The organism is Desulfatitalea tepidiphila, assembly GCF_001293685.1.
GTDB lineage: Bacteria > Desulfobacterota > Desulfobacteria > Desulfobacterales > Desulfosarcinaceae > Desulfatitalea > Desulfatitalea tepidiphila.
Genome location: NZ_BCAG01000006.1, coordinates 237834 through 252872, shown reverse-complemented (window position 1 = coordinate 252872; position 15039 = coordinate 237834). Strand labels below are relative to the sequence as shown.

At 55.4% G+C, this 15039-nt stretch carries 17 protein-coding genes; 9 read left to right on the top strand and 8 right to left on the bottom strand.

The window, feature by feature from the left end:
- Positions 1-32 precede the first annotated feature (32 nt).
- The 5 genes from DFT_RS21090 (at position 33) to DFT_RS21070 (ending at position 3156) form a co-directional block, all read left to right on the top strand.
- Positions 33-551, top strand: a complete 519-nt coding sequence (locus DFT_RS21090) for a lipocalin family protein (RefSeq protein ID WP_054033216.1) — start codon at positions 33-35, stop codon at positions 549-551.
- 96 nt (positions 552-647) lie between these two features.
- Positions 648-1187, top strand: coding sequence for a hemerythrin domain-containing protein (locus tag DFT_RS21085; RefSeq protein ID WP_054033215.1), 540 nt, complete (start codon positions 648-650; stop codon positions 1185-1187).
- A gap of 135 nt (positions 1188-1322) precedes the next feature.
- The gene (locus DFT_RS21080; RefSeq protein ID WP_054033214.1) at positions 1323-1799 is read left to right on the top strand and encodes a GNAT family N-acetyltransferase; all 477 of its coding nucleotides are present in this window, start codon (positions 1323-1325) and stop codon (positions 1797-1799) included.
- A 139-nt stretch (positions 1800-1938) separates the two neighbouring features.
- The gene (locus DFT_RS21075) at positions 1939-2316 is read left to right on the top strand and encodes a C-GCAxxG-C-C family protein (protein ID WP_083453690.1); all 378 of its coding nucleotides are present in this window, start codon (positions 1939-1941) and stop codon (positions 2314-2316) included.
- A 150-nt stretch (positions 2317-2466) separates the two neighbouring features.
- The gene (locus tag DFT_RS21070; protein WP_054033212.1) at positions 2467-3156 is read left to right on the top strand and encodes an aspartate/glutamate racemase family protein; all 690 of its coding nucleotides are present in this window, start codon (positions 2467-2469) and stop codon (positions 3154-3156) included.
- A gap of 30 nt (positions 3157-3186) precedes the next feature.
- Here DFT_RS21070 and DFT_RS21065 read toward each other — a convergent pair whose 3' ends face one another.
- On the bottom strand, positions 3187-3660 hold the full coding sequence (locus DFT_RS21065; protein WP_054033211.1) for a hypothetical protein: 474 nt from the start codon (positions 3658-3660) through the stop codon (positions 3187-3189).
- A gap of 280 nt (positions 3661-3940) precedes the next feature.
- Between DFT_RS21065 and DFT_RS21060 the strand changes: the two genes are divergently transcribed.
- The 3 genes from DFT_RS21060 to DFT_RS21050 all read left to right on the top strand — a co-directional run bounded on the left by DFT_RS21060 (position 3941) and on the right by DFT_RS21050 (position 6594).
- Positions 3941-4450, top strand: a complete 510-nt coding sequence (locus DFT_RS21060) for a shikimate kinase (protein WP_083453735.1) — start codon at positions 3941-3943, stop codon at positions 4448-4450.
- Between the two features lie 73 nt (positions 4451-4523).
- Complete coding sequence (locus DFT_RS21055) at positions 4524-5036, top strand: C-GCAxxG-C-C family protein (protein ID WP_054033209.1); 513 nt, start codon at positions 4524-4526, stop codon at positions 5034-5036.
- A gap of 55 nt (positions 5037-5091) precedes the next feature.
- Positions 5092-6594: a sensor domain-containing diguanylate cyclase gene (locus DFT_RS21050; RefSeq protein ID WP_083453689.1), complete on the top strand. Its 1503-nt coding sequence runs from the start codon at positions 5092-5094 to the stop codon at positions 6592-6594.
- A gap of 10 nt (positions 6595-6604) precedes the next feature.
- Here the strand turns inward: DFT_RS21050 and DFT_RS21045 are convergent, their stop codons facing one another.
- From DFT_RS21045 to DFT_RS21025, 5 genes are all read right to left on the bottom strand, one after another.
- Positions 6605-6859 (bottom strand): hypothetical protein, encoded by a 255-nt coding sequence (locus tag DFT_RS21045; protein ID WP_054033207.1) that lies wholly within the window; start codon positions 6857-6859, stop codon positions 6605-6607.
- A gap of 100 nt (positions 6860-6959) precedes the next feature.
- Complete coding sequence (locus tag DFT_RS21040) at positions 6960-7967, bottom strand: hypothetical protein (protein ID WP_054033206.1); 1008 nt, start codon at positions 7965-7967, stop codon at positions 6960-6962.
- A gap of 51 nt (positions 7968-8018) precedes the next feature.
- Positions 8019-9260: a hypothetical protein gene (locus DFT_RS21035; RefSeq protein WP_152972109.1), complete on the bottom strand. Its 1242-nt coding sequence runs from the start codon at positions 9258-9260 to the stop codon at positions 8019-8021.
- An 84-nt stretch (positions 9261-9344) separates the two neighbouring features.
- On the bottom strand, positions 9345-10418 hold the full coding sequence (locus DFT_RS21030) for an MBL fold metallo-hydrolase (RefSeq protein WP_054033204.1): 1074 nt from the start codon (positions 10416-10418) through the stop codon (positions 9345-9347).
- A gap of 21 nt (positions 10419-10439) precedes the next feature.
- On the bottom strand, positions 10440-11309 hold the full coding sequence (locus DFT_RS21025; protein WP_235506293.1) for an SDR family oxidoreductase: 870 nt from the start codon (positions 11307-11309) through the stop codon (positions 10440-10442).
- A gap of 388 nt (positions 11310-11697) precedes the next feature.
- Between DFT_RS21025 and DFT_RS21020 the strand changes: the two genes are divergently transcribed.
- Positions 11698-13077 (top strand): sigma-54 interaction domain-containing protein, encoded by a 1380-nt coding sequence (locus DFT_RS21020; RefSeq protein WP_054033202.1) that lies wholly within the window; start codon positions 11698-11700, stop codon positions 13075-13077.
- Between the two features lie 7 nt (positions 13078-13084).
- On the opposite strand, the gene DFT_RS21015 is transcribed toward DFT_RS21020, so the two are convergent.
- Positions 13085-13645, bottom strand: coding sequence for a nucleotidyl transferase family protein (locus tag DFT_RS21015; RefSeq protein WP_054033201.1), 561 nt, complete (start codon positions 13643-13645; stop codon positions 13085-13087).
- Between the two features lie 27 nt (positions 13646-13672).
- On the bottom strand, positions 13673-15010 hold the full coding sequence (locus DFT_RS21010) for a BPG-independent phosphoglycerate mutase family protein (RefSeq protein ID WP_054033200.1): 1338 nt from the start codon (positions 15008-15010) through the stop codon (positions 13673-13675).
- Positions 15011-15039: the final 29 nt, after the last annotated feature.

The following is a 15039-nucleotide window of genomic DNA, read 5'->3' as shown; positions in this document are numbered from 1 at the left end:
GGATGTGATTAACTTTCCGAGCAAGGAAGACCATGAAACGGCTACTAATAGCAGCAGTCACGTTCCTACTACTATGCGGGTGTCTTGGGTATCCAGCGACCGTCAAGCCAGTGAACGGTTTTGAACTCGAAAAATTCCTTGGAAGGTGGTACGAAATCGCAAGATTCGATCATTCTTTCGAGAGAGGATTAGAAGCCGTCACAGCCGAATACAGTGCCCGAGAGGACGGTGGGGTGCGAGTCCAAAACAGGGGCTTTTCTGTGGAAACAAATGAATGGAAAGAATCGATTGGAAAAGCCTATTTTGTTGAAAACGAAAATATTGGATATCTCAGGGTTTCCTTCTTCGGTCCCTTTTATGGGTCCTACGTTATTTTCGAATTGGACAAGCAAGATTATCAATACGCATTTGTAACCAGTTCAAAACAGTCCTATGTGTGGTTTTTGTCACGCAGTCCCACCGTTTCAAAAGAGCTCAAGAGTCATTTCAAAGCTGTATTGAGAGAAAAGGGTTTTGACCCGAACAAACTGATATGGGTGAATCAAAAATAGGCGCCGAATGATCGCTTGCACGGGAAATCCAACAGCGGATTGTCGCAGTCGGGACCCATGAAGTGCAGACGTTCAGGTAACAAAAGGAGGCATTATATGCAAGCACGAGGCCCTCTCATGATAGAGCACCGTTTGATTGAACGAATGCTTTCAGTCATCAAAGGAGTTTTAGCCAAAATCGAATCGAAACAAGAAGTAGATCCTGTGTTCGTGGATATAGCAGTTGATTTCATCAGGGTTTACGCCGACCGAACACATCACGGAAAGGAAGAGGATATTTTTTTCCGAGAGCTGAGTAAAAAAGCATTGAAACCAGAAGACAGCCAAATCATGAAAGAACTGATCGAGGAACATGTATTCGGTCGACAGACAACCAAAGCGCTTGTTGAAGCCAATACTCGCTACCGGAATGGTGACCAAACCGCCTTGACCGATATCGCAGCCAACCTTAAGACTTTAACCGATTTTTATCCCAGACATATCGATAAAGAAGATAAAATCTTTTTTCCAAAATCCAGAGCTTACTTTACCGATAAAGAGGATCAGGCGATCCTGGCAGAGTTCCGGGAGTTTGATCGGAAAATGATTCACGACAAATACGAATCATTGATCGAAGGATTTGAAAGCCAAAAATGAATCCCGAATATTTTGCTACAGTAGACAATCAGGGCGGGTGGCCTTGGTAGGCTGATATTTCGTATTGCTCTGGCTTCCATTGAGCGATGCGCCGGGGAACCCTTATGATGTTTTCTGATACAGGACTTCAAAAGCATGGATGTTGATCATTCAAATTTAGAGGATTTTGACGCATGGCTTTCTCTTGCATTGGAAGTCGAACCGTTGTTCGGCCCTATGGCACATGAAAGAGCCTTCAAGGAGGCTTTAATGCAAGCCATATCAGAAGGCAGAGCATTTTGCATACGGTCAGACCAGGTTGAAAAAGAGAGCAGTTTAAAAGGTGGCATTATTATTTCAAGGGAGTCAAACGAAATTGCATGGTTTGCCGTTTCAAAACCCTACCGTGGAACGGGGGTCGGCAGGCAACTGCTTGAATTCGCAGTTGGCCAGTTGAACCCTCAGGAAAGTATCGTTGTCGAGACATTTGATGCATCGGTTCCTGAAGGAATGGCTGCAAGAAAGCTGTATATGGATTTTGGCTTTACTGACAATCAAGATGGCGGGCTCAATCCGGCAGGAATACCCACCGTAATCATGAAGCGGGCTGCATTTGAAAAGGGTGATGCATAACCCCAGCATCAGGGAATGGCGAGGAACGTACTACCCAATAACGATACATGCGGGGCCAAAGAAAAGGCAGGAAATGATGTCGTACAGAGAGAAAGTTGCAACGGAAAAGTTCATGAGCGGATACAACTGAGCTCAGTCGATTCTCTATGCTTTCCGGGAAGAAGGCGAATTGGCGGACGACATTGCTCTAAAGATTGCGTGTGGCTTTGGTGCAGGTATGGCTCGAAAAGAGGAGCTTTGTGGCGCTATTTCGGGAGGCATCCTGGTTTTGGGATTGCGATATGGCAGGGGCGTCAACGATGATCGTTCCGCAACGGAGGTGACCTACTTAAAAACAAGAGCGCTCATGGATCTTTTTTCCAAGAAGCATGGTACGTTTATGTGCCGAGAATTGCTCAACGGTTGTGAACTGACTACGGAAGAAGGGCAGAAATATTTCAGAGAGAACGAGCTTCTCAAGAAGACCTGCATCCCATGCGTCCAGAGTGTGGTTGAGATCCTTGAGCGCATCCTGTAAAAAACAGCTCAACCTCTTTTCAGCAGATCGCCAACTACTCCCCAATCTGAGGTCAGGGACAATATCATTGGGACATTTATCGGATGAGATGACGATACAACTGGCTGACGCGCGGCTGATGTCGAAGGATTGGCTATTTCGGAGGTTTTTATGAAAAAGATTGGAATTGTCGGCGGCATCGGGCCGGAATCCACGGTCGACTACTATAAAATGATTATCGGCGCTTTCCATGCGCGTCAAGCCGTGATGGGCTACCCGGAAATCCTCATCTACAGTATCGATCTCACCGCGCTGACCAGATGGGTTGAGGCCGGCGAGTTGGAGCGCCTCGCCGATTGGCTTCTGGAAAAGGTGGTCGCCCTGCATCGCGCCGGCGCCGAATTCGCCGTGATCGCGTCCAATACGCCCCATGTGGTTTTCGATGCCATTCGGTCCAGGTCCCCACTGCCCATGTTGAGCATCGTGGAAGAAACCTGTAAAACAGCCCAGCAAAGAGGTCTTAAGCGACTCGGGCTCTTGGGCACAAGGTTCACGATGGAATCGGATTTTTACAACAAGGCCTTTGCCGACAAGCAGATGACGTTGTTCGTGCCAGACAGGGAGGAGCGGGAGCTCATTCATCATCGGCTTTTTTCTGAAATCGAACTGGGCATTTTCAAAGATTCGACCCGGCAGGAGTTGCTGGCGATCATAGAAAAATTGATGGAGCGGCATTCCATCGAAGCCGTGATTTTAGGCTGTACGGAGCTCCCTTTGATCCTCACGAAAGACAAATTTGGCATCCCTTTTCTCAACACGACCGCCATCCATGCGGAAAGCATCGTGAAGTTTTGTCTTTAACGCGCCCTTCGGCGCAGGGCCTGGTGCGCGTTACGGGCTCAGGTGCCTCAGGCGGAGCACCCGTTCGCCGATGGCGACCACCTCGAATCGCTGGCCATACAAGGTCAACTCCCGGCCCTGGTCTGCGCGGGTCAACTCATTGGCATAGGCATAGCCGGGGTCCAGGGTAGGAATGATCACATCCACCCGGAATTTTCCGGCGCCGGCCGGACCGCGGTACACGATGCTCAGGTTCGCCACCGGGATCGGTTTGCCGATGGGCAGGATCAGTTCGCCGGGGTACAATCCGGGCTGCTGGTTCGTTTCCGAATCCGTGGTTAACGCAGGCTCCTGAACCGCGCGGCGGTAATCGAAATCCCAACTCCACCCGAAACCTGGCGAGGGATCCGCATCAGGCGAAGGGCGGGGGCCTTGGGTGGACTGGTAGGCCGCAGCCATCAGTCCCAGTGCCAAAAGGGTTGCCAGGAAGAGACTGATCCAGGTGTGTCTTGCTTCACTATCCATCGCTGTTACGCATGACCTCCATGGGAGATGCCGCCGCATCGAATTGACTCGATTTTTGATAATAAGGGTTGCCCCATGGGATGCAAGAGACCCGGATCCTGTCAGTGTCTGCGCACCCATCGAAATGGGGGCGCGATAAAGGCGCTCGAGAGCTTTAACCACAGGCATAAAGGTGATAATCCGAGGATTCCATGTTTCGCGCGACACTGATACCAGGTGAATTGGCCGTTTGTGGACGGACACTATTTACTTTTTGACGTTTTCGTGGACAATGTCCTGCATGAAAACCAATATCACACTGATCGGCATGCCGGGTGCGGGCAAAAGCACGGTGGGGATCATCCTCGCCAAGAACCTGGGGATGGGATTCATCGATACGGATGTGCTCATTCAAACGCGCGCGCGCAAGACGCTCCAGCAGATCATGGACACCTGCGGCCACCTCGGCCTGCGAGCCGTGGAGGAGCGTGAAATCCTCGACCTGCGGGTAGCGCACCACGTGATCGCCACGGGCGGCAGCGCGGCTTACAGCCCGGCGGCCATGGACCATTTGGGGCGCATATCCACCATCGTCTTTTTGCAGGCGGGTTTCGACGAGATCAAAAGACGAATCCATAACTTTGAAACGCGGGGCATCGCCAAGGACAAGAACCAGTCGTTCGAAGCGTTGTTTAACGAGCGCCAGGTGCTCTATCGGCAATATGCCGAGGTGACCATCGATTGCAATCGCCTGGACCAGGAGCAGGCTGTGCTGCAGATCGCCGCGGCCTTGCCGTCGTATGGGTTTTGAAGGATTTTTTCCGGCGCGCGGCCATGGGCCGTGACAAGCCGGTTCTGATAATCATGGATAAGGAGTTGATGCGATGACAATGGAACGAGCCGAGATTCTGGAGTTGGCGTTCAGCAATGCCAAGCAATACGAAATGCGAGGCGGCGGATGTTCGCAATGTGCCTTGTCGGGTATTTTCGATGCCTTGGGGGTCCAGAACGACGATATTTTCAAGGCGGCCACCGGTTTGGCGGACGGCGTGGGCCTGACCGGCGACGGTCACTGTGGCGCGCTTTCCGGTGGTGTACTGGCCATCGGTTACTTTTTCGGTCGGGATAAAGCAGATTTCGCAGACATGAAAAAGTTGGTGAAGGGCAATCTGCTGTCGAAAAAACTGCATGACCGCTTCGTGGAAAAGTACGGCACCTGCCGGTGTTTTGATCTACAGACGTCGTTTTACGGGCGCTTCTACAACCTGTATGACCCCCAGGAGATGAAGGCGGCAATGAAGGCGGGTTTGCTGGATACCTGTTCGACGCTGGTGGGCGAGGTGGCTCGCATGACCACGGAGATCATTCTCGACGCCCGGGAGAGGGATGGACGCTGAACCGGGGCATCGGGGAACCCGGTTTTTATGGCTGAGATTCCCGGCGTGATAATACATGGCGCATATGAAACAGACACCTTCAAACGCATCGCTCTCGAATGACCCAGAAGCCCTGTTGCAGCGCATCCGGGACCTGGAAGAGAGATGCCGCAAGGCCGAAGATGCATTGCTCGCGCTTGAAGCCCACAACCGGCTGCTCGGCGACAGTTCGCCGTTCGGCATCATGATCGTCGACCACGATGGCCGTGTGTTCGGGGCCAATCGAAAAATGACGGACATACTGGCCTGGCCCGCGGACCAGGACATCCGCCAGCTGGATACCTTGACCTATCCCCTCCTGGCGGACAGCGGCGTGTCCAGCGTCTTTCAGTCCTGCATCAAGAACAAAAGCCGCATGACCAGCGATCATGCCTGTCTGCAGGGCACCGACGATTGCGCTCACTTGCGTTTTCATATCAGCCCGATCATCGAGCCGAACGGCGGGTTCAACGGCCTGATCGTCTTCGTGGAAGACGTCACGGAACTGAAGATGGCCGAAGAGAGCATCCTGGCCAGTGAACGCAAATATCGCCAGCTTTTCGAATCCGCGCCCGTGGCCATGATCGAACGGGATGCCGCCGAACTGAAAGCCTACCTGGATGGACTTCGGTCAGACGGCATTGCCGATCTCGGCGCCTATTTCGACCAGCATCCCCAAGAGTTGGCCCGCTGTTTCGGGATGATCAAGACCGTCGGCTGCAACAGCGCCTTTCTCGAACTGATGGAGGCCCAGGATCTTCGCGAGTTCGACACCGGCTTCGCGTCGAACAACAGCGACACCGAATTCATGCGTATGGCCCGGGCGGCCGTGCTGATGGTCGCCGATGGCAATGTGTCGGGCGAGCAGGAAGAGACCTTCGTTTCCCTGAAGGGAACCGAGCGAAGCATTTTCTCAAAATACCTGCCGCTCGCCGGCCATGAAGAGACATTGTCGCGGATCATCGTCGCCGTCGTCGATATCACCAACCGTAAACACGCCGAGGAGGCGCTGCGCAAAAGCGAACAGCGTTTTCGGGAACAGGCCATGCGCGACAACCTCACCGGCCTGTACAACCGGCGCTATCTCTACCAGTCGTTGACCGACCTGGTCGATCGAGCCACCCTCAACCAGTCGGTCATATCCGTGATCTTCATGGATCTCGATAACTTCAAAAGCATCGTGGATACCTACGGCCATCTCAACGGCAGCCGCGCGATCAAAGAGGTGGGGCTCGCCATACAGGAGACACTGGAAGATCCGGCTTATGCCGTGGCCTATGCCGGCGACGAGTTCGTCGTGGTGCTTCCGGACTTCGATTCCAATCAGGCCGTGGCGCAGGCCCGGCGGATCCGGGCGGGGATCAGGGATCGGGTTTTTCTAAGCGAGCATGGATTGGATGTTCATATCGAATCCAGCTTCGGGATTGCCACATTCCCGAATGATGCCGACGACATGACGAATTTGCTGGCCGCCGCGGACAAGGCCCTGTTCGAAGCCAAAGGCGACGGCAAGAACAAGATCAAGACCGTCGAGAAGTGATGGGGCCTGTTCACTCCATTCGGGCGATGTGGACTTCACGGACCAGTTCCAGCTTGGTTTTGTTGGTCGTGTCGATACCCAGCTTTTCCGCTTCATCTTCGATAAATTCATAGCATTCGGAAATCATGGGATAAGCGCTCTCGAAGGAGTGGAAATAGTCGGCTTCGGATTGGCCGCGTTTGAACGCGGCGGTGGTCTGACCGATGCAGGTGAGCGCCTTTTGCAGGATCGTCCTGGTGAAAAAGGCTCGTTTGGTCATATCCATAAGGGTGCTTTTTCTCCGTTGCGGTGAATTGGCCTGATGCGGGCTGCCGACTGGCGGTTGTGGAACACGGCGCCGCGAGCCGCAACCTGCTGACCGGCCCTCAACGGTCGGTATAACAGGCGCATAAGTGCGCCCCGTGGTCATGAAAATGGCACGTGCCGAGCTGCCACCAACCGGCGGTTTCCCACTCGGCGTCGTCGGGTCGTGTGGCGCGCCACGTTTCGGTCCATGTCTGCGTTTCCGGGTAGTCCGTGTCGTTGAACCCATCCTGCCAGCATCTCAGACGCTCGGCCGGGTCATGCCCAGCGGCAGCGGGGGGTGGCGAGGTATCCGGAAGGAGCACCAGGCTGCGGCCTGCCAGCTGCCGATCGGACGTTCTTTCGACGCGACCCTCGGCGTGAATCAGAAAACCGGGCATCTCAAACGTATACCCACGGACCTCTCGTACGCACAAGTGCTGGCAATGGAGCAGCGCGCAGACCAGCTTGTCGAGTAAAAGGTGCGCAAGGGACCAGCCGGGCACTGATCGGTCCCTTGCGCCGGCATGGACCGCCTGAAACGGGCGGCCTTCAGGGTCTATCAATTCCAATCCGGCCGGACGAATATCGACCCATTGATCAGCGGCCGTGCAGGCCAGGGACAAGAGGTCGCCGGCCCCGGTCATGATCAGGTCGATATGCCCCACCGTGAAACAGCGCCGCGGCAGGCGTTCTCTGGTATCCAGCGTCGGTGTGCCGCTGGCGTCAAAGGCGTCGCTTAAGAGCGTGATGCGCTCCAACCAGGAAAACGTATCGAAAACCGCTTCATCGGGATGGGGGAAGTAGGCCACGGCAATCCTGACGGCCACCTGTTCCGGGTCGATCGGCCGTCCCGAAGTGCGATCCAGCATGGCGGCATCGTCGATCGAGATACCATAGGCGCCGGCATGTCCCTCGAACCAGAGATACCAGCCCGGCAAACCCTCGTTGGAGTGAAACGGACTGATGCGGGCAAAACCCAAGTGCTGCCGGGCCCCCTCGTTGTTGAAAACGGCGACGAACATGCGGTTCAGGCTGCTTTCGACGATCTCCACCGGATCGATATGCGGAATCAGGGTGCCAGCGGGCATGCGACCTCGTCATGGGCGTCCACCCCGGTCGGGATGGACGCCCGCGTTTTACTATTTCAGTTGATAGCCGGGCCAACGGTCCATGAAGAGGTCCTGGATCATGACGATGTTGATGATCAGGATCAAAAAGGCCGAGGCATTTTCAGACGGATGGGACACGCCTTCGGTGACCCCGAGCAGCGTCGGTCCCCAGTTGTAATAGGCCCATGCGAAGCAAAGACCGAGAATGATCGCCACCACCGTCTTGATGATGCTGCCGACGAGCCGATTCATCTTTTCGTAGGCCGGACCGAAGAAGGTGTTCTGAATGATGGCGATGACCAGCACGAAATTGGCCATGGTGACCGTGTGGCTGTAGCGCCACCCGAAATTGGCCTCGTTCTGGCCGCCGACATAGGCTTCGTACCACAGGTAGTCGAAGATGTAGAGCTGGATGCGGAAGATAACATAACCGATCACCAGGCTGCACAGCGCGAAGTAGAAAAAACGCCAGGGCTGTTTGCCGACGAGGTCGAACGGCCAGCCGTCCCATAGATTCAGGGCCAGAAAGACGCCGATCACCGAACAGAAAAGAATGCCGACGGTGTACTCGGCGCTGTTGGTCTGGGCGATGCTTTCCCACCAGGGCGGCACGGCTGCGTAGATCTGCTTGGGATAGAACATGGAGCCCAGGTGGGGATGAAAAAAGATGACATACATGGGAATGGCGATCACCGCCACGAAGAGCCAGTTGGCCAATCCGAACTTGGGTTGGCCGAGTTCGTAAAAAAGATCTTTTCCGATGCCCAGCATGAACCACACCCCGACCAGGAAAAAGGGAATGGAGAGGCACAGCATGGCCCACGAGGCGGTTTCACGGGTGGAGAGCATGTCCTGACCGAGTTCGCCGTACTTGGCCAGGCTTTGCCAGTTGAAGTAGGTGATGCCCAGGCGGCCGATGATGCACCAGACGATGCCGAAAAGGAGCACCAGATAGACGGCGATGGTGATCAACGTGAACACGGCGCCCTTGGACAGAGGGTGGGCGTTTTCCAGGAACCCGCGGCTCAGGGGCCAGAAGTCGAACAGCTGCGTCTGCCATAGAATGATCAGCAGGGTCCAGATGACCATGGAAAAACCCAGCAGCGGGGTGTAGAGTTTGAAAATGCCTTCTATTGAAAAGAAGACCCACCAGACGATGGCTACGGCGACGATCAAGGCCGCCAAATTTACCAGGCCGGACACCCCGGTGGACCACCGGGGTGCCAATTGTCGTTTTTCCAGCCAAAACAACCGATCCTGAGTGCGCGTCATAAGCCTGAGTCCCCCAATTCTTCTATCATCAACATTAACGTGGCTTGAGCGATCGACAGTTAGCCGAACCATGCGGGACGAGAGCTAAAAGACCATTTCATCCCCGTTGCCAAGATAGACGTTGGAGGTTTTGGCCCGGGACAACGAGCCCACCTTCTTGTAGGAAAGGTTCTTGTCCGTGCCGTGGACGATGGGCAGGCCGGCCTGCTCCGCCTTTTCCGCCCAGATCCAGCCGGTGCAATGGTTGCACCCGATCTTTTGCATGTTGAAGGTTTTCACCCCCTTGATGATGTCGTCGAATTTGGGGTCCCAGTTTTCAAAAACCGAAATGTGCAAGCCGCCGTAGCAGCCGTAATTCTTGTTGCCGTCCTTGAAGTTGCGGCGGGCGTGGCTGAGCAGGGTCAAGATGCCCGGATGGCAGCAGCCCGTCACCGTGACATACCCTTTGTCTTTGATATTGAAATAGAGCACGTTCTCTCCGCGCACCTGCAGGGTGGCCGGGCAGTCGAAGAACTTCAGGGCCATGCCGTCCTGGATCTTGTAGAGTTTGTCCGGGGTGGTCACAACGAGTTCGCCGGTGTGCGGCACGCTGTTTTTGGGGCATCCGGGCGTGGCCGAGAAATCGGCGCCCTTGAGCAGCTCGAAGCTCTTCGGCATGGAGGTGCCGGGGAAGTAGATCTTGATGTCCGGTTGATGCTTCAGTGTGCTTTCGAGGCCGAAATAGTGGTCGATGTGGTCGTGGGAGATGAACAGGGTGTCGATCTCCTTGCTTTGAAGCATCTTGTCGATGCCGTCCTTGGCGAACACATAGTCCACCCAGTCGTTGCTCCAGCCGGTGTCGAGCAGGTACTTCTTTTTGCTGCCGTCCAGGGCCTCGACTTCCACGAGGGCCGCGTATCCCCCCAGGTTTTCTTCGGTGTAGGCCACGTCGTACTGGTTGGTGTTGATGCCGCCGGCCGCCTTGATGTCCTTGCCGAGGGTGGCATTGTCGAACCAGCTGGTTTCCGAGATGCAGTGGACTTTCAGGCTCTTGATTTCGCCGAAGTCTTCTTTACCCCCCTTGGCCGCATGCGCCTTGCTCAGTGTGCCTACGCTGCCAGATAGGGCGATGCCGGTGCCGGTTGCCGCCAGACGCTTCAAAAAGTTTCTTCGATCCATGATATTCCTCCTTTGGGTTGACTAATAGGTCAGCACCATTCCTCCGTCGAAGAGCAGGTCGCTGCCGATCATATATTTGGCGTGCCGGGATATGCCGAAGATGAAGAGGTTGGCCACTTCGATGGGGCTCATCATCTCCTTGACGCGGGATTTGCCCATCATCACGTCGGTGACCACCTGTTCCTCGGTGATCCCCCTCTGTTTGGCTTGAGCCGGAATTTGTCTCAACGCCAGCGGGGTCTTCACAAAGCCGGTGCTGACGGTAAACGATCGGATCCGGCCGGCGCCCTCCGCCGCGATGGATTGGGCCAGCCCCCTGAGACCGAACTTGGTGATGTTGTAAACCGGTTTGTTCATGGTGGTGATATGGCCGTGAATGGATGCCATGTGGCCGATGACACCGATGCCGTCGGCGGTTTTCTTCATGTGCCCGATGGCCAGCTTGGAGAGATAGAAGGGCGCGCGCAGCATCAGGCGCTGCATCTGATCGTACTTTTCCATGGGAAAATTATCGATGGCGTCGATGTGCTGGATGCCGGCGATGTTGATGAGATACTTGAGCGTGCCGAGTCCGGCCGCACGGGCGACCGTCTCCTCGATGGCCTGGTCGTCGGTGAGGTCGGCCTGGAAGAAGACCATCTGCCCGCCCAGGTCACCCGCCATGCGGCGGCTCCTTTCCCCTTCCGTTGCGTTGATATCCACGCCCAGCACGGTCAGGCCGTTGACCGCGGCGGCGATGGCCGTGGCGCGTCCTATGCCTGTTCCGGCGCCGGTGACGATACAGATGTTGCCGGGAGTGAAAAGCGGATCATCGAGGCGCAGGATATCTTGTGGATGGATCGTGGGTTCATTGAGGTCCATAGGTGCGATGCCTTCCGTTGGGATTTGCACGGGATTCTGCAAAAACCGGTCCATTATGGGCATTCGCTCAAAACAAATGATTCGGATTCAGAAAAAAATCATAAATTTCTTTAAGTTAAGCAGTGCATAGGCTTTGCCGGGCGAATGCCCTTCGAGATTTCGATCGACTTTTCGGGTGATGATGTGTCGGTGACTGTAGGCACTTTGATACATCCTGAACTCCGATTTTACTTTACGCATTGACCTTTCGATGGCAACACATATAAATTATTGAAAAACAGGCATGACTAAAGATCGGGTCAAGATGTGTCGTCAATTTGATACATGTCGCACGTTAGGGACATGAAGACAGGGAAATGGCCGATGGTCGGCCGGGACAATCTTGCGGACACATCTTTGAATACAAAGGCAATGCGATATGCTTCGACCCATGGAACTGTATGAGCTGATCCTGGACAACATTTACAACGGCGTCCTGATCACCGATGCCCAGGGTAACGTCATCTATATGAACAGGCCGTACGGGGAGTTCCTGGGGCTCGATCCCCAGGCCCAGGTGGGCAGGCATTGCACCGAGGTGCTCGAGTTCTCCAGGATGCACATCGTGGCCCAAACCGGCCGGGCGGAACTGAACCAGGCCCAGTGGATCAACGGACAGAACATGGTGGTGCAGCGTATTCCCATTCGCAAGGACGACCAGGTCGTGGCCGTCTATGGCCAGGTCATGTTCAAGAATGCCCGTGAAGTCGGGGACCTGGCGGCCCGCCTCTCTCTACTGCAATCCAAGGTCGAGATGTACAAACAGGAACTGATCCATTTGCGTGCGACCCGCTACACGTTCGAAAGCATCGTGGGCGCGACCCCGGCCATCCTGGATCTGAAGAAAACCGCGCGGCGGGCCGCGCATGGCGACGCCGCGGTATTGATCAGCGGCGAGAGCGGCACCGGCAAGGAGCTCTTCGCCCAGGCGATCCATCAGGCCAGTCCCAGGTCCGTGCATCCATTCGTTCGCATCAATTGCGCGGCCATACCCCACGATCTGCTCGAAAGCGAGCTGTTCGGTTATGCCAGCGGCGCTTTTACCGGCGCATCGGCCAAGGGCAAGCCCGGCAAGTTCGAACTGGCCCACCAAGGCACGATTTTTCTGGATGAAATCGGCGAACTGCCCCTGGAGATGCAGCCCAAACTGCTCGAAGCGCTGGAAGAAAAAGCCTTTGAGCGTGTCGGCGGGACCACGGTCATTCAGTCCGATTTCCGTCTGATTGCCGCCACCAATCAACATCTCGAAACATTGATCGAAAAAAACCGCTTTCGTGCCGATCTGTACTACCGCTTGAATGTCATTCCGATCCAGATTCCTCCGCTGCGGGAAAGAACGGCGGATATACCGCTGCTGGCTCGCCATATCCTGGATCAATTGACTCAGGAGTCGGCCCGACCGCCGGTGACCCTCTCCGGCGAGGCGGAACATCTTCTAAATGCCTACCGCTGGCCCGGCAACGTGCGGGAACTCGTCAACGCCATGGAGCGCATTCTGCTCACCCTGGAGGGGAGAACGATCCAGGCCCAACACCTGCCGTTTCATATCCAAGGCACGCCAGAAGCCGCCGCTTCCTATTTTGGCACCCGAAATCTGAAGCAGGTGCTGGAACGAACAGAGGCGGAGCTGATCCGGGCGGTGCTGAGCGACGCCGGCGGCAACAAGGTGGAAGCGGCCCGGCAGTTGGGTATCCACCGGACCCACTTGTACAAAAAGTTGGCGAAAATAGAGGCGACACCGGATCGCCCGGCAAGCTGATGGGCATCTATTGGTCTGCTTTGAGCCTTTTGAGCCGTTCGCGTATCCCCCATTGCTCGATGAGCGGCGGCACGCAAGCCGGCACCAAATGTGTCCACGGTCGGCCGCCCAAGATACAGTTGCGAATGTCGCTTCCGCTGATCCCTTTTTGATCGGGCAGTACTTCCCACAAGACATGGGTGTTCAGTCCCATGCCGTTGAAGTATTTTAGTTTTCGCCGTCCCCAGTCGTCGTAAATGGTCAAAAAAAAGACCGCTTCCATTGGAACATAGTAGGGATAGCGCTTTGGCAGGTTGATGGGGAAGGGGACGACGATGAAATCCTGCCATTGCAGCCCGGCATCGTGCAGCACGGCTTCGACCATGATGTGGCGTTCATAATAGGTCAAGGGGTTTGCCGATGGGTCGCTCCGCTTGGGGTCCGACTTTTCTTTTTTGGTTAAAAATGGATCTGGATTGGTGATGCCCACCACCAGCCTCCGGCAAAGGGCTTTTCCAGAGAGCAGGTACTTGAGATGATCGTTGTGCAGCACCTGAAAGCGACCATGAATGACGCCGATTGGGTACATTTCGTTGTATCCTGGAAGAGATAAAAACTACCTCAAACTCTTTGTGTTTGGATTTACAAGTCGCAGTGCAATTGCATTTCCGGGCCAGTACGGCTGGTCTACGGGCGTGTCCATAAGCCCGTGCAGCTTGGCCCGATCCAGATGATTGAGAATAAGGTACATGAGCTCTTTTCCCCTCACGAAACCCAACGCGCCCCCGGCCGCACTGATTTCATCATATTGCATGATCGTGTCCCGGCGGATGCCTGGTCCGTGAAAAATCAAGGGTACCGGCTCCCCCGAATGGATCAATGGGCCTGCGCTGGGAGTCGAATGATCGGCGGCCACGACAATGAGCAGGTCCGTTTCCGCCAAAAGGGGTTTCAAGGCATTGCCGATACCCCGGTCCAACATCTCGAGCACCTTGGTTTTATAACCCGGATCCTTCATATGGCCCGCCGCATCCGGCATTTTCGTATGGACATGAATAAAATCGTAGTTCTCGAGAGCCTTCAGAGCTGTTTTTAAACGCCGTGACAGGTCGGCCCCTGGCCGGGCGGTATCCTCGGTTTTCATGGCGTCCATGCCGATGTAGGCTGCCAGGCCGTGATAAACGATGCCACTGGCGATACTCAGGCCGAGCAGTCCGAACTTTTCTGCAAAGGGCGTCACCTTCTTGAGTCGCCCCGCCCGCTGGGTCACCAGTCCATTGATCGGCGGTCGGCCCTTTTTTCGCCGTGCGATGTTGACCGGATGGTTTTTCAGGGTATGGTGGACCCATTCCAGGTACGAGCCAAGGGTTCGTGCCGTATTGAGCGTTTCGGGCACCTCGGCGAACTGCTGCCACGGCAGTATCGCCATAATGGGCAGACCTTCCGTAATAGGGTCCGAATCGGTGACGAACGGCGCGACATCGCCGGAAAGGGTCAGAATACCTCGAAAGCCATGGGTATGATGCAGACGGATGCAAACCCCGCTATCGGTGTAGTCGCCGATCGCTTGGACGAGGGATCGGATTTCCTTGTCCGAAGCTTCGGGTTTTCCGTCAACCAATCGAAGTGTTGCATGGGATGAGGGTTCTACCGTGACAAAATGGGCCAGGAGGGCCACCGTAGTGGCATCTAACCGGAGGCCGGCGCCCAATGCCTCCAGGGCACCGCGGCCTGGGAAGGCGTCCATGTCATAACCGAACATGGCAAAGTGCGCATTTTCGCTCGGCAGGGCCTGGCCTTGAAGAGCGGCATGGAATAGCCCGTTGGCGCCGTCCCGGGCAAGCTGGTCCAATACGGGGGTTTGGGCGGCCTGGAGGGGGGTGAGATGGCCAAGTTCGGGGTAAGAACGATCCCCCACCCCATCGAGAAGAATCATGATGCACTTTTTCGACATTTTGTCTGCCGTTCAACCCAAATCGTGGT